27 protein-coding genes are annotated in these 20271 nt (G+C 39.5%); 2 read left to right on the top strand and 25 right to left on the bottom strand.

The annotated features are described in order from the left end of the window. The first annotated feature begins 65 nt into the window (after positions 1-65). Both FHK89_RS03570 and FHK89_RS03575 read left to right on the top strand, forming a co-directional pair. Complete coding sequence (locus FHK89_RS03570; RefSeq protein WP_230656861.1) at positions 66-377, top strand: transposase; 312 nt, start codon at positions 66-68, stop codon at positions 375-377. A 29-nt stretch (positions 378-406) separates the two neighbouring features. Continuing rightward, on the top strand, positions 407-1249 hold the full coding sequence (locus FHK89_RS03575; protein ID WP_329958684.1) for an IS3 family transposase: 843 nt from the start codon (positions 407-409) through the stop codon (positions 1247-1249). Between the two features lie 167 nt (positions 1250-1416). On the opposite strand, the gene FHK89_RS03580 is transcribed toward FHK89_RS03575, so the two are convergent. The 25 genes from FHK89_RS03580 to FHK89_RS03700 all read right to left on the bottom strand — a co-directional run bounded on the left by FHK89_RS03580 (position 1417) and on the right by FHK89_RS03700 (position 20212). After that, positions 1417-1692, bottom strand: a complete 276-nt coding sequence (locus tag FHK89_RS03580) for a hypothetical protein (protein ID WP_230656863.1) — start codon at positions 1690-1692, stop codon at positions 1417-1419. After that, positions 1693-2193 carry a hypothetical protein gene (locus FHK89_RS03585; RefSeq protein ID WP_230656865.1) on the bottom strand — a complete coding sequence of 167 codons (501 nt, stop codon included), beginning with the start codon at positions 2191-2193 and terminating at the stop codon, positions 1693-1695. A gap of 24 nt (positions 2194-2217) precedes the next feature. Beyond that, complete coding sequence (locus FHK89_RS03590) at positions 2218-2535, bottom strand: hypothetical protein (protein ID WP_230656868.1); 318 nt, start codon at positions 2533-2535, stop codon at positions 2218-2220. Between the two features lie 19 nt (positions 2536-2554). Continuing rightward, entirely contained in the window at positions 2555-2878 is a 324-nt protein-coding gene (locus FHK89_RS03595) for a phage baseplate upper protein (protein ID WP_230656870.1), read from the bottom strand. A 60-nt stretch (positions 2879-2938) separates the two neighbouring features. Next, on the bottom strand, positions 2939-4495 hold the full coding sequence (locus FHK89_RS03600) for a hypothetical protein (protein ID WP_230656872.1): 1557 nt from the start codon (positions 4493-4495) through the stop codon (positions 2939-2941). Positions 4496-4510: 15 nt separating this feature from the next. Further along, positions 4511-5041: a hypothetical protein gene (locus tag FHK89_RS03605; protein WP_230656874.1), complete on the bottom strand. Its 531-nt coding sequence runs from the start codon at positions 5039-5041 to the stop codon at positions 4511-4513. Further along, positions 5038-5988 (bottom strand): hypothetical protein, encoded by a 951-nt coding sequence (locus FHK89_RS03610; protein ID WP_230656876.1) that lies wholly within the window; start codon positions 5986-5988, stop codon positions 5038-5040. The genes FHK89_RS03605 and FHK89_RS03610 overlap by 4 nt, the downstream gene beginning before the upstream one ends. A 9-nt stretch (positions 5989-5997) precedes the next feature. Then, positions 5998-6924 carry a hypothetical protein gene (locus FHK89_RS03615; RefSeq protein ID WP_230656878.1) on the bottom strand — a complete coding sequence of 309 codons (927 nt, stop codon included), beginning with the start codon at positions 6922-6924 and terminating at the stop codon, positions 5998-6000. Between the two features lie 104 nt (positions 6925-7028). After that, positions 7029-7583 (bottom strand): hypothetical protein, encoded by a 555-nt coding sequence (locus FHK89_RS03620; RefSeq protein WP_230656880.1) that lies wholly within the window; start codon positions 7581-7583, stop codon positions 7029-7031. Positions 7584-7597: 14 nt separating this feature from the next. Continuing rightward, positions 7598-8062, bottom strand: a complete 465-nt coding sequence (locus FHK89_RS03625; RefSeq protein ID WP_230656882.1) for a Panacea domain-containing protein — start codon at positions 8060-8062, stop codon at positions 7598-7600. Between the two features lie 273 nt (positions 8063-8335). Further along, the gene (locus tag FHK89_RS03630; protein WP_230656884.1) at positions 8336-9082 is read right to left on the bottom strand and encodes a BRO-N domain-containing protein; all 747 of its coding nucleotides are present in this window, start codon (positions 9080-9082) and stop codon (positions 8336-8338) included. A 315-nt stretch (positions 9083-9397) separates the two neighbouring features. Beyond that, positions 9398-9676: a hypothetical protein gene (locus tag FHK89_RS03635; protein WP_230656888.1), complete on the bottom strand. Its 279-nt coding sequence runs from the start codon at positions 9674-9676 to the stop codon at positions 9398-9400. Between the two features lie 51 nt (positions 9677-9727). After that, a complete protein-coding gene (locus FHK89_RS03640; RefSeq protein WP_230656890.1) occupies positions 9728-10882 on the bottom strand; it encodes a restriction endonuclease in 1155 nt (384 codons plus the stop codon). Between the two features lie 26 nt (positions 10883-10908). Further along, positions 10909-11388 (bottom strand): hypothetical protein, encoded by a 480-nt coding sequence (locus FHK89_RS03645; protein ID WP_230656892.1) that lies wholly within the window; start codon positions 11386-11388, stop codon positions 10909-10911. Between the two features lie 53 nt (positions 11389-11441). Continuing rightward, the gene (locus tag FHK89_RS03650; RefSeq protein WP_230656894.1) at positions 11442-11813 is read right to left on the bottom strand and encodes a hypothetical protein; all 372 of its coding nucleotides are present in this window, start codon (positions 11811-11813) and stop codon (positions 11442-11444) included. Beyond that, positions 11770-14235 (bottom strand): phage tail tip lysozyme, encoded by a 2466-nt coding sequence (locus FHK89_RS03655; protein WP_230656896.1) that lies wholly within the window; start codon positions 14233-14235, stop codon positions 11770-11772. The genes FHK89_RS03650 and FHK89_RS03655 overlap by 44 nt, the downstream gene beginning before the upstream one ends. A gap of 127 nt (positions 14236-14362) precedes the next feature. Then, positions 14363-15226 (bottom strand): hypothetical protein, encoded by an 864-nt coding sequence (locus FHK89_RS03660; protein WP_230656898.1) that lies wholly within the window; start codon positions 15224-15226, stop codon positions 14363-14365. Beyond that, a complete protein-coding gene (locus FHK89_RS03665; protein ID WP_230656900.1) occupies positions 15226-15900 on the bottom strand; it encodes a helix-turn-helix domain-containing protein in 675 nt (224 codons plus the stop codon). The genes FHK89_RS03660 and FHK89_RS03665 overlap by 1 nt, the downstream gene beginning before the upstream one ends. A 490-nt stretch (positions 15901-16390) precedes the next feature. Then, a complete protein-coding gene (locus tag FHK89_RS03670) occupies positions 16391-16789 on the bottom strand; it encodes a DUF1064 domain-containing protein (protein WP_230656903.1) in 399 nt (132 codons plus the stop codon). After that, entirely contained in the window at positions 16782-16937 is a 156-nt protein-coding gene (locus FHK89_RS03675) for a hypothetical protein (protein WP_230656906.1), read from the bottom strand. Before FHK89_RS03675 ends, FHK89_RS03670 begins: the two co-directional genes overlap by 8 nt. Before the next feature lie 3 nt (positions 16938-16940). After that, positions 16941-17123 carry a hypothetical protein gene (locus FHK89_RS03680; protein ID WP_230656908.1) on the bottom strand — a complete coding sequence of 61 codons (183 nt, stop codon included), beginning with the start codon at positions 17121-17123 and terminating at the stop codon, positions 16941-16943. Positions 17124-17180: 57 nt separating this feature from the next. After that, positions 17181-17417, bottom strand: coding sequence for a DNA methyltransferase (locus tag FHK89_RS14880; protein WP_268992920.1), 237 nt, complete (start codon positions 17415-17417; stop codon positions 17181-17183). Beyond that, the gene (locus FHK89_RS03690; protein WP_230656912.1) at positions 17377-18141 is read right to left on the bottom strand and encodes a phosphoadenosine phosphosulfate reductase domain-containing protein; all 765 of its coding nucleotides are present in this window, start codon (positions 18139-18141) and stop codon (positions 17377-17379) included. Before FHK89_RS03690 ends, FHK89_RS14880 begins: the two co-directional genes overlap by 41 nt. Further along, complete coding sequence (locus FHK89_RS03695; RefSeq protein ID WP_268992921.1) at positions 18138-19475, bottom strand: DUF1376 domain-containing protein; 1338 nt, start codon at positions 19473-19475, stop codon at positions 18138-18140. Before FHK89_RS03695 ends, FHK89_RS03690 begins: the two co-directional genes overlap by 4 nt. Further along, positions 19475-20212: a phage antirepressor KilAC domain-containing protein gene (locus FHK89_RS03700; RefSeq protein ID WP_230656916.1), complete on the bottom strand. Its 738-nt coding sequence runs from the start codon at positions 20210-20212 to the stop codon at positions 19475-19477. Before FHK89_RS03700 ends, FHK89_RS03695 begins: the two co-directional genes overlap by 1 nt. Positions 20213-20271 lie beyond the last annotated feature (59 nt).

Below are 20271 nucleotides of genomic sequence, written 5' to 3' on the forward strand. Positions count from 1 at the left end.
TGTAGTGTCATAATAAAACTGGACAGCAACTAAGAGGTTATACTAACTTAAAAAAGGAACTTAGTATGACCAAACAGCGTAGCAAATTCACCCGAGAATTCAAACTTGAAGCCATTAGTGCCGTTATTGACGAAAACCGTAAAATCAAAGAAGTGGCCAACTCTCTGAACATTGGTATCTCAACGCTTGATAACTGGGTGCGTAAGTATCGTCAAGAACAGCAGGGTATTGGACCAGTCAAAGGCAATGCTTTAACTGATGAACAAAGAGAACTTCAGCAACTACGTAAGGAGAATAAACGCTTACGGATGGAGCGTGATATATTAAAAAAGGCTTCCGCTCTGCTAGCATTGGACAACCTGAAAGACTATCGCTAATTACTAAGTTATCAGAGCAAGATAAACAAATTAGTAAAAGCCAACTGTGTAACTTACTTGGTATTGTCAGAAGCAGTTACTACTACAGCACTAAGATTAAGCCAATCGATATCGAAGCTATCAAGGTTAAAGCGTTAATTCGCCAGATATTTAATGACTCTAATGGCTCAGCAGGTACGCGCACTATCACAGCTATCTTATGGCATCAACACGGTGTTAGGTTGTCTCGTTATAAAGCAGGTAAGTTTATGAAGCGTATGGGGCTTATCAGCAGACAGCTTAAGCAACCTAAGTACAAACACTGCGATGAGGGTCACAAGATTCATGACAATACCTTAGAGCGCAAATTTAGTCCCATAGCACCTAATCAAGTTTGGACTGGGGATGTGACTTATATCCGTATCAAGGGTGGCTGGTGCTACTTAGCAATCGTTTTGGATTTATATGCTCGGCGCATTGTAGGCTTTGCTGTGTCAGATTCACCTAATAGCTTATTAACTGGATCAGCTTTAAAGATGGCTTATCACACTAGATTAAACCCTGCTGGGGTAATGTTCCACTCCGATCAGGGGAGTCATTATACCAGTCTTGAGTTCTCTATCTATGTGAGTGAGTGCAGTGATATGACTCACAGTATGAGTCGCCGTGGCAATTGTTGGGATAACGCTCCTACTGAGAGATTCTTCAGAAGTTTTAAGACTGAATGGATGCCAAAGGTTGGCTATGAGAATATTAAGGAAGCTAAGTGTGCTATTAATGAGTATATTTGGGGTTATTATCAAACCATCAGACCACATACTTTCAACAATTATCTGACCCCATTAGAGAAAGAGAAACGTTACTTCAATCGAAACCTCTTATCTGTTGTCTAAATTTAGTTGACCACTACATATATTGTTTTGCATGGTGATGTAACGAATATAAGCTTTATCGTAAATATAAACTTGTAGTATCGCGCCATCATGCGTGCCTCCAGAATTGATACGCAATTTGTTCATAATCCAGATAGGCGACTTAAAAGACGACTGCCCCAAAATATTTATAAAACTGCCCAATCCAAGCTATGCCCTGCGGTAAAATCAATCACTTGATGTCTGCCATAGGAAGCCTCAGTAATCATAAACTGAGCATAAGCCCTAGCATTTGCATCTGACACAACAGACCTGCCCGATAAAGTAGCAATGGTGTACCAGCCAGCTTCAGTAATATTTTGGTTTATTAACTTCGTTTCTGTGCTAGTACGAGGGTTAGTTAATGCTTTAATATCTCTACCCACAGCTTCAGCCAGTGATTTGATATTATCTACTAACGACATTTACGCTCCCTTAGCAGTGTTATAATCGCTCACAAAATCATGATCAGGATTGCCCACACCCAAATTAGCGCAACCCTGTTTTTTCTCACTTGCTGTAAAAGTCTGCACAGAATCAACACGCACCCGTTTTGCCAAATCATTAGCAACTGTAGTAGCAAAACTGGCATCATTACCAAGCGCATCACCCAACTCTTTTAGCGTGTCTAGCGCATCTCCCGCCCCTGCCGTCAACTCACCTTTTAAGGCGTTTTTCGCTTCTAAAATGGCATCATGCACTTTGTCAGCAGACCAAACTACAGTGGTTGCACCATCTGTAGCAGTATCATCTATCTGCGCACCATTTGGTGCATTAGCCAGTGTATAAATCTCATTAATTGCAGATACAATATCTGTTTTTGCCGTCGTGCTTAATGATGATAAATCACCATCATTGGCTTTCAGTGCTTTAACATCTGCACCAATGGCGGTAGCAAGGTTAATAATTCTTTGTTCTAAGGTCATGTGCTTGTCCTGTTAATTACTCTGTTAGTTACTGGCTAATGTGTAATGGGCTAAAAAATCAATATCAGGCGGCTGCGAAACCAGCTTGTCATCGCTACCTAAATGTAAATTGTTTGGTGTATCTGTACTAATAAGGTTTTGTGCGCTAATAGAAATAACAGAAGCAGTTAATTTACCATCACTGCCAACAAATAAGGCGTTGGGTGTATCTTTGCTGATTAACTCACTAGGCGGGATTTGTACAGGTGTAAAAATACCCATTTCCACGCTAATATTGGCAATATCATGAGCATACGTAGTAGATGGTGCATGCGTCATTATTGATATTTTGATTTCAGCCACGCCAGCCCCTTAATGAGTTTTATGGTTTAGTGATAGCAGGATGCACAACAATAGTAAAAGTTTGGCTAGATATTCGCTGACCTTGCTTAATAAACAATATATCCAGCTTGTGAGTGCCTGTAGGTAATTTTTCTAAAGTCGGTGATAAAGTAAATCGCCCCTGCTCAATATCATCAATTCTTACTGCCAATGTATCAACCAAGTGGCCCGACGGCCCGCGCATCTCAGACTTAATCTCAATATCTGCAATGCTTAAAGGCTGCTTATCATCATCAAGGTACTGACAAGCTATTGTTAATGTGTCATATTCTTTGATACTCGGCTTACGTGTACTACCAAACATAGATAATCCTCTTTAAAACTCTATTTTAAGGCAGTTATCACTAGCGGTTTTTGGCTGTTCCTACTCCAATTCCTCTGCCAATGCCTCCAAAACTTCCCATTCTTGGCCATCTTTACTATCCGTGTCTGTTAGCAATATACTATCAACAGGTGCATAACTAATACCCTCCATAAAACCAAAGGCAAGCGTGTCTACAATATCAGGGGACTTAATCCCCTTTAGAAGCATGTCTTTTTTACTCATCATTACCCATCGGGCTTTTTCATCAAAGAAGTATGGTAAACGGGTCATCTGCTCTTTAAGATTGGTTTTAATCTGATACATCTTTTGTACTTTTTTACTGATACTAAAACGCCCCATCTCCACAGATTTAGCCATGCTGACGTAAGCATGTGCCCGCTTATTAGAATAATAGCTTTTGAGAATATTATTAAAACAAGGCGCACCCCAGTGTACTTCTTCAAAATATAGCCCATCTGCTTTCATGGTCTGACAAAGCCCCATGCCTGCCCCTAATGGGTCAATAACCACAGTTGCCCCTGGATATTCAGCAACCGTATCATTAAGTTTGGCTTTGAGCGTATTAATATCGGCTCGATTGCTAAATAGTGGTATATCAACAATATGGACAAAACGCTCAATACGGCTTTTATATTCTTTATCTACCACTTGCATCACAGTAATAACACTACTATCACGTCCAACATTACCACCCACATCCATAGTAATAATATAGCCAAAGCGGTCCCCCTCTTTGATAACACACTCTGTCTCAAACATGGCGGTGATATCAGAACGAGTGAGTAGGTACTCCCCTTTTAGCTCTGGAAATTTACCGCGAATACGAATGAGATAACCAGGGTGATCGCGGCTGCCATATTGATAGACAGCTTCAACAATTTTAGATTTACTAACAAGGGGGGATAACTCACCATTAAATTCTAAGGCAATCCATATCCCACCATTTTTATGGCTTAGTTTGTGATGTGTATCAAAGAAAAAGCCAGTATTGGTAGCTGGTTGGCTGGTTAAAACTGCGCGGTTATTCTCATGAGTAAGTGCCCCTATCGCCACTTCCATCACAGCGTCATCAATACCACAGGCTTCGTCCGCCCAGACCATATAATGGTCACCATGTTGTCCTGCAATATTGGTCGGTTGATGTTTTGGAGCTGTTTTAGCAAAGACAAACCAAGTATCTTTAAAGCCCTTGATATAGATTTTTTCTGACAAGACGACAATATAATCAGCCAACCAACTTAATGCCTTGTTATTGCGTAGACGCTGAATACAAATATTAATTTCTTTCCAAACGACGGTACGCAACTGACCAATTTGTGGGGCAGTAAATAGCATTACTGATTCAGGGTAAAAAAGAAGATGCCATAGGGCAATGATACCCGCTGACCTTGATTTGCCGGTACCGTGACCAGATGCCACGGTAGTGCGACTGCCCGGTATCGCAATCGACTCAAATAGTATTTCTTGTTGCCATGTAACCGCTTGCCCTGCTTTAACAGTCATGTCTAAAGCTTCAACGGCAAAGCGAGTAATATCATAGCGATAGCGTTTACAGACCTCCTTCCACTCTGGTAGCGTCATTAAATCATCAAGCATGGCAACACCATTTATTTAGATGCTGAAGGGCATCATAGCGTCATCAAAAGCAATATCCTTTTCATCTTCATTGTTAGCATTATAAGTTTGTGGCTGCTGATTAATGATATAACCACCATGCGCCTTTCGCGCTGCCCAAATTGCCAACAGTATTGCCATGTGACCATTATTTAGTGTCGATGAGTCAAATTCTAACGCTGCACCACGCTCATCAAATTTACGCATTTGTATCACATTGGACGGCTCATAACGTCGCAAATCATCACTGATACTAAGCATATTGGCACGTTGCGCCTCTTTATATGCCATGAGCACCTGATCCATTTGCTCCTTTTCGTTAAACGCCAAACCCCAATGATTAAAAATGCTAGGTGTATCAGTAACTACGGTGGTATTATCTTTGACTTTAACAGGCTCACGCCACTGTGCCGTTTTTTTGATTAATATCTTGCCACTGGCGGTATCGGTCACAGCCAGCACACGTATGGGGTCACCGGCATAAGCAGCAGCGCGAGCATCTATAACAACAGCATTTTTACTACTCATGGCGTATCATCTCCCACTTGAGTTTGAGTGATGATGTGAGTATCAGGGTCAATACTAACCCTTGTCTCTCCTTGTAAGTCAGTATCTTTAATATCTGCCTCAATTACGTATTTACCTAGCACATCGGAAGGAGTTCGATGCCCTGGTAGCGGCTTAAATCCCGGCAATGGCTTACCTCCTCCTGTAGTATTGCCAGAACCACTACCTGCATTTGATGGCAAGCTGCTCTCTGGCTCACCTGTATCTGTCACATTATCCCACTCTGCACCCAGCCCAACTACTATCGGCTCAAGCCCAGTTATATTGCAATCAACTGTAATGATGTGCATATTTTTAAGCCCTGCATCCGCCTTATCTGGATATAAAGAGTTTTCAACAACTCGAAAATTCCATGCATCACGGATAATATGCTCACCAGCAAATCCAATCTCATAAAATACATCAAACTGACGCTTTGCTTCAAATTTAAAGAAGTTAACAAACTGATTGGATATGGCTGATACACTATGAGGGTCGGGGGCAAAAAAAGCGATTTGGCAGCGATAAGCGGCAGGTGTGGTGCGAAACTCAATGACTCGTTGTAATGGGTCAGATGGCACAACACCCGGCATCCATTGTGGTTGCGGGATAAGTTGGTCAAAATCAGGTGGTGTCTCTATGGCACTAATAGCAGTCATCATCACTGGCAAATAAACAGATGTACCAGATTCACTTGTGTCACCAGATGCCTTGTCATTTTGATTTTCTTGTAATGATTTCAGCATGGCTTCAACATCGTCCATCATCGAAGTACGAGCAACCACAATTGCACCTTCCAGTCTGCGTGACTTCCAATCAAACAATGCCTGTGTTGTTGGCTGACACCACTGTCGAAAATCTCTTAACTTTAAACCCCATGCCATTTGTATTGACTCAAGGGGTGTTAACAAACGCTTAGTTTTGCTCATAACACCTCCTTAATGACGGAATAAACGCGGGCGATTGTCTGCCTTCGCATATTCATCATCTGTCTTTTTGATAGAATCTATAGTTTGTAAGTCGTTGTCATCTGTACCCATTGAATCAAAACTATTCCACTCCTCCAGTGCTTTATCAAACGGTACAGATGGACAAATCATTGAGTCAAACACCTCAATCTTTCGCTTTTCAATACGTTGACGACGTTTAGCTTGATTTTCATGTGAGGAAATCAGGGCATCTTGTGCCGCCAATGCCTCACCTTGATAGTGTTGTACTAGCCCTTCAGCTTGTAGCGCGGTCTGTATGCTGTCATATTGACTGGCTATCACTAGATCCAAGGCTTCTTGTAAGATAATTTGCTCAGGCGTTAACTCTTCTGGATTCATAGCATCAAAGCACATAGATTCATCAAACATGCCAGCCCGCAAGCTATCAAACAACCCATGCCCCTTGTTGGTGTTGTAGTTAGGTTGGCGCACATAGTCATAGCCATAAAATCCTGTGACCTCATATAAGCCATTTTTGCCTCGTCTGCGATTGATAGCACTACTAAACCCACCAGCATTTGCCTTATATAGCTTGTGAGCATAGCGACCATCATTAGTATCAATAAACTCATGCTGTGTGGTGACATTACCATCACCATCAGCTGATAACTTGATAGTACGAATGGCTGGCTCAATATTGATAACTGTACCAGTAGTAGGATTGACGTATTTATCAGGGGGATTCATGCCAAAACGAGCACGTATTTCGTGTCCGTTGTATCCATAAAGGTCACCGCTTTCGACTAACTCTTGAGTGGCTGGGGAGTTGATTTGATTAACCATGGAGCGAATATCGAGGTCAGAACGGTCAACACCGTTATATTTACGCCCCCTATCAGCGAGGTTATAGGTAATAATTTTGGTTTTGTTGGACATGAAAAAACCCCTTATAAAGTAGGCACAATATTGATTATGCGCTCAGTGTAAGGGGTTTTTATTGAGTAGAAGCTGGGGTGTTCCTAGTTAGAATGTCTAAAACTTTAAACATCTTTCTCGCTACTACTTTTATCTTCCTCCTTAATTTTTGGGAAAAGCCACTTTGCGACAATTAATATAATACCTAAAATACTTATAGTAGTAGTAGTCATAAAAGCAATTAAAACACTATCTGCAAGATGAAATTCATAAAACTCTGAGAGATCTATTTGATAATATAGCAAATATGACCCTGGGATTGCACTAAAATTCAATTTTAATATATGAAGATTTAAACCTGACAAAAAAACAATAAATCCAACAAAAACAAGCCAATAACAAGTCAACCTAAATATATTATTAGCATATTTTAATCTAAGCTGATTTGTTTTCTTCAAATCTTCTATATCAGTTATTATTTTTTGAATTTCATAGCTTTCTCTTATTTTATCATAAGGTTGAGATAAGTCAGGTTGAGATAAGTTTACATTTCCATCTAGATTAACATCATCATCTATAGTATTTATTTCTAAATTTTCCTGTCTTTGTAGCTTCTCCAAAGTCTCTTCGACTTTTCCTTTAGGTTGACTCTCTAATTCTTGATCCTTATGTTCTGACATTACTACTCCGCTTTCTAGTTATGTAAGCTATTACATACCAACCCTCGGTAATAATCTTCAATTAATTGACGATCTATAATATCAAAGTTTTGTCTATCCCAAGTTATGCTCCATGGAGTATTAGCTTGATGTGTCATCCTTGATAACTGAAATGCTGTTAACCCCCCATATTTCGTCCAAACATAATTTATAACATCTTCCTCCAACTCATCTACACTATCATCAAGTGGATTGGTTGAAATATAATCTGTTACATATCCTGAACCATAATTCATTAAACTCTTATACAAAGGTTTAATTAGCGGACCATAAGTCCAAGCAAAAGTATCCTCATAATATAGTGGCTTACCTAATAAAGCTAAACTAAATCCATTAGCAATATATACAAGTTTTTGTAGTTGCATATTTGTTAACTCTCTATGCTCTTCTTTTGATTTTTTAATAAATTCATTCGCAATATTTTTAGCAGAAGTAGTCATTATCTTACCTTAAATTTATATTTATAACATAAAACACATATTAAATATTACTCAAAAGACTTTACATAAAATCTTCACTATATTTCTAATTACTCTAACTATTTATGATTGAAACGGTATTATATATAAGTATACTATACTATACGTACAGTACTAGCAATTTACTCCGCAAATAGGGATATTTTATAAGCAGAATAGAACAAAGTCTCTCTCCAACAAAAACCCCCAACCATTGCTGATTAGGGGTTTTTATGCTTACTGGTAAACTAAATCCTATCTATCAATCCCAATGAACTCATTCTCTAAGCTTTTAAACACACTACCGTTGGTGTGATTATGGGTTTGGATAACTTCAATGGCACAATCTAAGGCTTTTAAGGCATGTTCAAACTGGCACAATTGCTTTCTAGCAACGCCTACCGCATGATTAATGTCTTCAACTTTAGATAAACCCAGTAAACGTAGGCTGTTTTGGTAGTCTTGGTTGGTACCACCTTTCTGTCTTGCCAGTATCATGTCATAAACAAATGCTACTGCTTCGGGAAGAAGTGGTGTTGGTATATTAACTATCCCACCTGAGTAGCCAAAATGTTCGCCAACCAGGTTATAAACCTTTGATATACTCAAATCACTACCTGCTGATAGTTTGGTGCAGGCTGATACTAAGGTTTTGCGTTGGGTACTGTCTGTTCTAGTTTCTCTGTCTAGAATATCAAGCACCCACTTACGAAATTCTTTGGCTATTTTAGTGCGAGCAAACATTGCTAATAAATGGCAACCTCGTAGGCTGAAAATTCTTACTTTTGCTGTCAATCCCTTAATTTTAGACGAGGTCACTGATTCGATGACCTCGGTCATACCACTTGTAAATTCATCTGAATTAGCATTATAAAGGTTGGTTACAGATTTTGAGCTTTTGTAATCAAGAGCATTTGCAAGCTCACTTGCTGTTAGCCAAATCTGACCATCGTTACGATTTATGGGATTAAGATTTGTTTGGTTAAAAGTTAATGTATTCATAGCGGTTTCCTTAATCTAATTGAAAACCTGCCATCTATACGACCAAATATAGGGTGGCAGGACGTACAGGTTGGTCGACTGGCGAAAACCTAAACCAGCACACCCGCGAAGGTGTCCCATACGCCCCACCATAAGGTAGACATGTTTTTTCGTATAAACTCACAACACAGACACAAAAAAACCGCCTAACAGCGGAGTGTTAGATTTTCTAATTCAGGCGACCAAACCTGACTACAGATTTTGCTGTAGTGCAAATAGTATGCAATAAAAAACCCACTGAGGCAAGTGGGTTTTAACTTATATACTATTTGTAATTTAAACGGGTCTCAACTCTATCACCCAATCTTCACCAAACCTACTAGTCAAATACTGCTCAACTTCATTTTTCATTTTACTATAGAGACTTTCTGTCACTATTATTCCTGATTTTCCTGACAAAGCATACACATTATTACCGTCCAAAGCATCTTTCTGGGTTGTTTTATTTGCCAACAGTACCTCAGCTTTGCCATCATTATTAATATGAGGATTTTTTACCCCTTTGCATAGTTTGAGGTCTAATATCACAACTATGATAAAGTTTTTTGATTTCATTCTTAAAACTCCATGAGTGCTACTTTAACTTCTATATTATTATCGCACAAACTACTTCTTTCGAATCTGCTTAAAAAACTGTTTATCCATTACCAGTGTTTCTGTTTGTATTTTTTCCAAGCCAATTTCATGTTCAATCATTAAATCAAGTAAAGCCATTTGGTTAACTAGAATCAGACTATGACTATCTAATTCATCTGCATATTTTTGTGCATTACGAGTAAAATCACTAGTTGTAATAAAAATACCATGATGATGTTGATTTTTTGGAGGATAACCACCAACAAAATTACGTAACGCACTATTAGAGATATTATTACCCTCTTGATATTGTTTAGCTTGAATATAGTAAGTGTGTTCCTCTCCATCAGCACATTGTTGAGTAACTATACCATCAATCCCACCATCATTAGTTTGCCCAGTATGTTTTGATTTAATAATGCTATTGGGAGTATCACTACTATCATCTTCACGCTTTAACGAAGTTTCAACTACTTTCAAGCAAAGATATTCAAATTGTAATGGTGTTAATTGATATATTTCATGCAATATCATCTCTGGAGTGACTTTAACATGGTCATTTGCTGTAATAACATCCGCATAATTATTCATAAATACTGACGTACGTCGCATAGTCTCTTTAATCAGGTGATTAATTAATGAGTCACCTTCGACGCCATAACTTGCTTTATTTAGTGCTTTTAAAACTCTAAAGCTTTTAGCATCAAATCTATCTAAATTGGCTTCATAGGTAGAAGATGGCACATCAGCATGATGATAATGAAAAAAATTATCTCCCGCCATCCAAAAATATATCTTCCCAAAAGGATCTATCTCTATCAAGTTATCTGGAGTAATAGTTTTATCAAAAGGTATTAAATGAGCGAAAGTCTGACCTACATTAGGCTCAAGCTTAAACACCTCACTTTTTACTGCCCCTATCGCTACTAAACACAATACCAGTAGGTCAGTCAGACTACTATAGCATTCATCAAGCATTTCATCTTCTTCACCATCCGCATAAATAGCAAGCTCAGGATTGATAAAACACATTTCTTTTTGCTTATCAGTAATACTTAATAATTCATCTAGCTTTTTATGAAAAGCATGAGAAGTGATGCCATTACTTCGATTACATAGCTGCTTAACTGTCTGTATGCCTGCGTTGAAGATATCGCCAAATGGGGGCATTGTTGTTTGAGTCATTTAACTTCCATGTTTTAGTTCACTGTTTAATCTTCATAATTCCAAGTACAATAATCGGGCTGCTTTTGCAACTCAGCAATAGCCCTAGGATTGCCCTCTAACGCCTGTTTAGCAAGTTGCCCGCATTGAGACTCTGGTTTATGCACATAATAATCTGCAACATTACTTGAAAATGCAGAAGATAAATTCATATCCCAGTAGAAACGATTACGAGAATACTCATAGCTTCGTCCAGTTTCTGTACGCTCGTCTAATCCTAATGCTTCTCTAATACCCTCAACTTCAGAACGTCTAACATAGCCAGTATCAATCATCCATTCAATACTTGCTTCATCCCCCTTACACATATTACTAACTACATCTTCATGGTAACGATTAAAGTAGTTATCAGGAAGTCTCGCCTCTTTGGCAAGAATTTCCATATTATCACCATAACTTTCATTACCATCATACTTAACATCATCACAAGTTAGTACAGCATAGCTACTTATTGATATTGAAAACAAACCAATCCCAATACCGAGTCTGCCTAATAAAAAATTACTCATACAGCCTCCAACTATTGTTTAGAACAAAAATGTGCGGAAGCAGATTGATAACAGAAATAACTATATTCGTCGTTATCACCTGTACGGTGAAAAAAAGCATCTCTCACATAAGTCTCATAAGGCTCATTATTCAACCACTCTCCACCCTCTTCCTCAACTATCCAGTATTCCTTATCCTTGATTTGATAAATAAGGATATTTGAGCCTGCACCACCAGTATCTGTAGCAATACATGGTGTTCTATACGCCATACCATCCTGATTATTTACGCCATAACAAATAGTCATAGTATCTATCGCAGGTCTTGCATTGGCTGAAAAAATCAAACCAAAAATCAAACTAACCCCAATACCTATCTTGCCCAAGCCCGCCAGTAATCGCATGTGCTAATCCTCTATCAGATACATTTTGATTAATCGTATCACTATTTGCCTGTATAATGATAGGCTTTTGCCCACCACTGTCTAGCCTTTGACTGATTTTAGGCATAGATGGGAACTGTAAAACAGGCGTTTTAGGCATACTTGGTATAGGTTTGCTAATATTATGACTGGCAGGTAAAAACTGATTGCTACTTGTTAAATTACCTAAACTAAAACCTAAACTGCTGCTTGTTGCAGAAGGCTTTACTTTATTTGCAAGGCTTTTATTAATTGTATAGTTTTTATAAATTGACTCTGCTATTTTTGCCCGCTTCGCTTTTTCACCATCTTCATCTGCGGGTCGTTCATAATACTGGGATACAATCGCACCTGCTTGCTTTGCGGTTTTAGCGGTTTTGAGTTTGTAGCCTGCTGCTTTTTCCTTACCCTTACTAAGCTCATAATTAATAAAATCAAGCTGCTCTTCAAATGTTGAATTCCTAATATCTTTACCATATCTATTTTTAAAATCTTGCAGCCTACTATCTCTCCACTGAGCTAACCCATAGGCTTGATAGACTCCATTTTCTTTGTCACCTTTAACTGTATGATTAAACTGGCTCTCCTGTTGTATATTTGCAGCAATACCCGCCGCCTGTGCTTTTGTATAACCCTTATTTATAAAGTAATCCACCACTTGATCTCGTCTTGCACGCTGATCCTGTGGCAATGGCGTGACGGCTTTCTTCTCACCTTTCATTCTTACAATTGTTGGTTTAATTTGTCCTGACATAATTTCTTTTTCGTATTGATCGTTTGGCACAGACAACAATCTGTTATTATTTTGTTTAGTATCAGAATACCAGCCATCTTCTGTAAACATCTGTGCATGCCCATAGTTGTGCTTTGATTTACTATGTGATGGCATACTCAAAACATCACCAATCTGTGGAACATAGTTCTCATCATAGGGAATTATTTCAAACTTACCCTTGTTCCAGTTCATTAGATTTTTTGCAACATCTTTTCCATGTCCACCAGCTTTGAAACCTTGAGCTTGCCACGCATTATTCACATATTCAGCACATCTGCCTGCGTAGGTTGATAAAGCATGGTTCATAGCGTACTGAGCTGCATTTAACGCCTCTTTTGGCGGTTCACCATTCCCACCACCCCCTAACCCTAAGAAATCTTTAGCAGCATTAACCTTATCATCAATCCACGAAGTCATCTTACTACCAATATCACCAAGACGGCTAAAAAATGGTTTAATCCCATCTTCCCAAAACGACCTCATTTTATCTGGCAAATTATATGACGCTAACTTATCGGTCCATTCTTCAATATAAGGCGATGCTGTCTCACCCAACCATTCACCAGCTTCACTACCCAGCCAGCCACCAATGGCAGCACCCACAACCGTACCTACAGGCCCTAATACTGAACCTAATGTACCACCAATCAATGCACCAGCACCAGCACCAACCAATGAACCCACACCAGCAGACTTGCCTGCATGGTCAAGATTGCCCCAGTCCATAGCAAGGTCACCGATACCAAACATAGCTGCCAATGGTCCTAGAAACTTCATTTTAGCAAGTGGCTTTAACAGCTTACCCAATCCTTTACCACCTTTAAGCAGCCCACCGAATAAACCACCAATCAGACCACCACCCAATAATCCACGTCCACCATTCAATAGACTACCTAATAAACCACTACTGCTACCATGATTGCTTTGCAACTGGCGTAAGATTCGCTCTAATAAATCCTCATTTTCACGATTATGTCGCTCTTCAGCTCGAGGCAACGGCTCACGACGCTTCATGGCTTTAAACTTGCTCCATGTCCATTTCGCTGCACGACCTGCCATGCCTGCCCCATGAGCCAAAGGCGATAATAGTTGCCGAGTCTCGTTTATACTGTCTATTAAAGGATCAACACCCTCACTATCAACGCCATGTATATTAACGTTACGTCTAAGTGTATCAAGCAAGCTATCTGACTCTGAGTGACTGCCAGACGTAAACCGACCTCGCTCATCTCGATTAGATGATTGAGCATTACTATTAGATTGATTTGTAGAGGAATTATTCTGAGATGCTGAGTTATGGTTACTTGCAGTACGAGTAGCTCCTCTAAGTGCGCCATTGGTATTGGTATTAGAAGGAGAGGTGTTGTGATTGGTTCTATCCGTATCTCTACTATGCTCTGAACCATGTATAGGTGCTGTACGATTCAACAATCGTCCAGTAGTATTGCGTTGAGCGATACGCTCAGCATTACTTGCGATGCTTGCCAGCCTTGTATTGGCTATCTGATTTTGTGCCTTGAGAATCTGTATGATTTCTTGTGTATCATCATTGACAGCTTTAATTCCTCGCTCTAAACGCTGCGAACCGACAATAAAGCCTTGACTATCATAATTGAGTATTGTTGACATAAAGATGCCTTAATTTAGCGTATGTAGCGTAAATTATGGCATTGCTGAAGGTTTAGACTGGGTGAGTGTTCCTTATAAGCTAAAATGAAAAATATTTTAGACAATAAAAACCCCACAATTAATATCGTCACTCCTCATCAAAATCCACATCATCAATATCATCTGTATTAGTAAAAAAGTCTGGGTCATGCTCCATACGCTCGATACTCTCTAATCTGTTCATCAAGCTGCCATGCAATCTCGCCCGTGCTGCTCGCTCCTCTTCATCAATGCCAGCTAACGCCTCCAATGCCTCCAATCGCCTGTCTTGCTCGGACTGTGAAAAATCTTCAGCAGAGATACCGCAGATTGGGAACTCCATTTCAGCAATCATCTTTTGTGATGCAGTTAGCTTGCTCAGTGTCTGACTTAAAGTATCTGCCATCACCAGCTTTTTAGCGATAACATCCCCATCACCACCCTCTTTATCACAAGATGGTATAAAGTTAAAATCAACTTCTAATATTTCAGTCGCTAATTCTGTGAGTGTATCCTGCAATACTCCCAATCGCCTTAAACGTTTTCGATGAGTTACGATACGCTCTGCTCGTTGCTCAACACTCATAACCAGATTTTCTGCCACTCGTTCAGCTTTTTGTTCTGCCGTTCGATAGACCTCTAAGGCTTGCCCTTCCTCATCTTTATTGTTTTTATGTTCGGCAGATTGGACAGTTTTACCCATACGTTCGACGGTGTTTGATGAGCGTTCGCCTTCCGTTCGCTCTTTCTCCCCCTCTTTTTTGGAATTACTACCTTTTTTCAGGGTGCGTTTTTTAACCCACCCTTCTTTTTTAATGCGATTTGATATTGTCGATTTAGACTTAGGAGCCTCATCACCAAATACATCTTTTAATTGTTCAATAAGTTCAGAGTAAGATATTTTCGGTGTGGTTTCCCATATTAAGCGTGCCGCCGCCCACACATCTTTGGGCAAACTATCATGATTTGCCATCAATCTACCCCTTGTATATTCTCAGCCATAATAGGCTTTGGCAGGGGAAGACTATATTGATAGTGACCATCTATTTCGCTTAATAGCTTATGTCTATCTTGTTTGTCGATACGCTCCTTAATTTGCATCATCTGTGTATCTATTGCTAATTGCTGCCGTGCTTGCTTGACTTCGATATGCTTGATAACCTGCAACAAAGCATTGGCAGCATTAATTGACTCATCAATAGACTGCCCTTCTTTGACACTTTGACACAATACTTTTGCTTGATTGACCAAAGCTTCATGGTCATTCTGGCAAATAGTTTTTAGATGATTAACAACAACTTCTGATAATTCAGATGTCATCAATTCGATTAGATTTTTAGATTGATTAACAACATGATTGACTGTACCTGCCAGCATATCTACTTCTGGCTCAGTTGATAGTCCACAAATATAGTCAAGCGACTGCCCATACAGCTCTTGAAATATCAATAGGTCTAATAATGATAGGTCTTTTTTGCCATTCTCAATTTCGCTGATACGATTGCGATTGTTACTTACCCCCCAAACTGCTCTCATCACATCTGTTTGACTCATGCCAGCATTGCGTCTGGCAGCAGCCAAATTACTACCAATAGTTATCCTAATATCCTGCTTTTGTCTTTGTGTAAATCCTAGTCGCTTACCCATCTCACCCTCTATTGCCTTAGCTACCCATGACCGTTATAATCTCCTTTGTCTTTGGTTGTCAGTCATTTGATAACTAAGTAAAACGCTCATGTTGTCGCATGGGCGTTTTTATTACATCCTGCTTGATTCTATTGCCCCCATATCCCAATTGGTGCATAAGGCTTAATATCTTCTGGTAAAAAAAACATTTCAAGAACGGTCATAAGGTATAAGCCTATGCACAGCAACAGGCCTAAAACAAATGTCGCTATAAATGAACTTGAGGATTTATTTAATTTTTTCATACCTATTTTCACACTTACCTGCCTTTATTTATGAGTTAAAATTAACCACGTTACTATCACAATAGTTACACATATACAGAAAGTCACACCTACTATCCCATCTACACTAAATTCAAAATGACTATCATCTGCACCTTTGTCATTCTTGTTTTCCTTATCTTCTAGTTCATTATCTTCTGAGTATTCATGCTTACATTTTGGACAAATCATACTTCCACTACCTCAATTCCATGCACTGTTTTCATAAGACGTTTTTTAATCTGATAAACATGATTTTTCTTTGTTGCTACACTTTTAACATCCTCTATGATTACTGCTCCTTTACTGTCTTTGTATTTAAAATCAGCTGAATAAGTAATTTTACAATAAGTCTTGCCACCTATCTTTGTGGTTGGGATTAGGTCATATTTTGGTTGTAGCTCTAAATCTGTAATCTTGCCATTCCTTAGTAATGATTTGAGTTCACTATAACGTGTGGCTTCTTTTTTACTGTGGAACTTAATTCCATCGACTACTGTTTCTTCTGCACCATATTTATTAGATTTTTTATTGTCTTTATTTTTACTAAAGACCACTAAACTTGCTCGCCCACCTCTTCTAGCCATTTTTCACCACCCTTATCACCTGGTTATAAACCTCTCGACTCATCTCTTCACTGCTAAAATCCTCATAAATAACTTTGACTTTTTTACATGAGGTAATCTCAGATTTTTTGACAATCTTTTTGTTTACGATGTTGTGTTTCTTGCTCATCAATTAATCCTTGCTCATGATTCCAATACAAATAGCTGCATCTGTTACCCTATCAACTACACCATATACACACTCAGCACCATTAGTTCTTTGCTCTAAAAAATAAGAGATAATACCTCTCATTTCTTTTGCTAATTCAGCATCTGATAGAGATAGCATCTGCTCTATCGTGTATTCTTTATCCATGCTTTAATCCTTGTTTCTTAAAATCTCGTCAAAATGAGACGCTAGTTAATTTGTCTCTCAAAGTGAGAGACAACCCTGAGCAGTGCAACCACCAATGCGATCACTGGCAATATCAAAATACTTACAATCCTGCTCTATTCCGATAAAATCACGCTGCAGCTTTTTTGCTGCCAACCCAGTAGTACCGCTACCCATGCAAAAATCTAAAACTGTATCGCCCCGTGATATCTCATGATTGGTTTCATACCTGCTCCTATATCTGACACACAAAGCATAGTGATAATTGATTTTCATTATCTTTTTGATACCCACGCTTTGACGTAAACACACTTTTACCAAGTTCTTTTTCTACAACTCTGACTCTCTCTCTTTGCTCTCTACCAAAATCATCAAGATTAAAAGCGATGTCTTTAAACCCATCACCACCAGCCAAACAAGGAAAGCATCCAACGCGGTCAAATCCTTTTGAATACAAAGGATTTACCTTGTCACCAAGCTTTTCATAGACATCTCTTTCGTGCCAATCGCAAATCGGCAGCCTGAACATTACCCCCATTTTTTCCAAGTATTTTGGGTAATTGGCTAAAATGATATGTGGAGGATAAAGTTCATCATCTATCGTGTGCTCATAGCGTTTTGCCCTGCCATGGCTCTCTTTTCTACGCATTCCATACCAGACTTCAAACCCATCTCCCTGATTTTTAGCCAACCATGCGCAAAAGTTTTTAGTCACTCTGATTTTTAGATGATTCGTGCAAAATCTGACGTTATCAGACGGAAACCTTTTTCTTTTTCTGCACTCACTCAACACATCACCATCTGACCTAGTGATAATTTCAACGCCATACATACCCTTCATTTTTTCGATATGTTCGTATGTCAAAGGGTGTTCAAATTGTGTGTCGCAAAATAACCCTATGACGCTATCTGAACCAAACTTTTCAATAGCCAATTCAAGACATACTTGGCTGTCCTTGCCGCCGCTTACGGGCACTAAACACTTCACAATCTTGCTCATGATGCTGCCTCCTGCAATTCATCAAACAACCGCTTATAAGCCTCATCGCTACACTCACCAGCGTCTTGATGTTTGTCGATATACTCATAGGTCTCTTTGACAGACATGTTTGGTAGCGGATCAAACCATAATCCGTTAAACATCACTGATGTTCTCGGATCTGCCTTGGCTTGCTGTTGAGTTGGTCGGCTGTGGCTAGGGTGGAATACATCTGGTAAATCACTGCCATAGTCACCATCAGTAGGTCTTTGCCCTACACGCCAGTCCACAATAGTGGCAGATTGTTTGGCTTGGTTGATTTTTTGGTTAGCTGCTGCACGTTGTAACCACTGACGTAACTTACACTTGCGGTTATCGTCGCTGATAATTGGCTTGCCAAGATGTGCCTGCTCTGCGTAGTGAGCTTTAAAATCCCCAACATGAACTGCGTATTGGTCATCGGTTAACTGCATCATCACGCCAGCTCGCATTAACTCACCTCGCATGGTATCTACCGATGGAGGCGACCAATGCTTAATATCATTGCTGTGCTGTTCACGGATTTGTTCAGCCTTGGTTATCTGTGCTGGTGTGTCAGTTGGCTGAGAGTTGGTTTGAGTTTCCAAGTTTTCCACAGGCTCGGTAATTTTTTTCTCGCGCGCATTTTGTGTGTGTGAGTCTTTTACACTTGGTTCTTGGTTTACGGTTCTTGGTTTACGGTTAATGGTTATAGCGTCATTTTTGCCGTTACTCTCGTTACTAGGTTCGTTACGGCTGTCGTTACTCTCGTTACTTGGCGTTACGTTATTTGATGTGGTTGTAATATGTTGCTCATGTAACGACCTAAGCTCGGTAATACCAATAGCACTGTCAATATCAACGCCAACACTATTTAAATCATCTATTAGTTGTTGACGCTCTTGTCTAAACTTACGTTGACGTTCAGCGTTACTCATTGGTGTGTTATCGTTATATAGTTCATTATAGTTTGCGTCACTCTCGTTACTAGGTTCGTTACGGCTGTCGTTACTCTCGTTACCTGCATTATTACTATTGGTGTTACCTTTATCACGATTACCCCATTTATAGTCTTTAAGTATCTTGTCCCAAGATGAGCGCTTAAAGTACTTGCCAACTTTTTTAAACTTATCCTTGAGTACAAAGGCTAAAGCCTTTTTTTCATCTTCACTGCTACAAGATAGGCGGCGCTCTAGCAATGACATATCGCTACCATCAATGGGTTTTTCATTTAGCAGATACATTGAGTAGAGGTCAAAGAAAATGGTCTTTTCAATTCGGGTCATGTATTTAGTTTCATAATCCCAGTCTCGAAGGTTGTGATATACGCTATGCATTACGCCACCCCTTCAACTTGTGTCTGCTTTTTTAGTAGCTTTGCAATATGAGCAATGCCAGCAGGTGTAAATCTGACTTTGGGTGCGATACGGTCACGACCATCACCACCTACAAAACTGCTAATCTTTTGGGTCATAAAACCCTGACTGATACGGTGTTGATAAGCGTAAAGCGCCCCGCTTTGGTCACGATACATAAAACGGCTGGTCTTTGGCTTTTTGTCATCAATACACCAAGCGACAAATTCGTTTTGTCCTATGCCAACAATTTTAGCGGTCTCACGTATGCCCATTTGCCCTTTTGCGTGGGTGATGGTATCCAATGCTTGTGCCTTTGGTTCAACTTCAGCAAGCCTGGCTTGTTGCTGTGCGTTTTGCTCGGCTAAGTCGGCAGCTAATCTCAAAGCTTCTGGCAATGTTTGTGGTACTTGTAACTGTTGTCCCTCTAACTCTTGCCATCGTCTATTAATACGGATACGCACATCTGCACGATAGCCAGTGATTAAATCTAAACACTGTTCGTATGTAAGCAAGAACTGGCGGTGTTGTTGATTGCCTGTGTTTGGGTGGGTGTAATACCCCTCCCCAACTTTGGGGAAGCCCATGGATAGGTAGGTTTGATTGAGGTTGTCTATATCACGGCAAACATGATCGTGTCGTTTTTCGCATAGATCTGCAATCTCACGACTGGTCATACGCATTGCCTTATTGTTGGGTTGCATTATTAATGGATTCATGGTTTAATTTCCTTATCCGATTAAGTTTGATTTAAAGAAACACCTAAACCCCATCTGCT

The organism is Psychrobacter sp. I-STPA10 (genome assembly GCF_021012795.1).
GTDB lineage: Bacteria > Pseudomonadota > Gammaproteobacteria > Pseudomonadales > Moraxellaceae > Psychrobacter.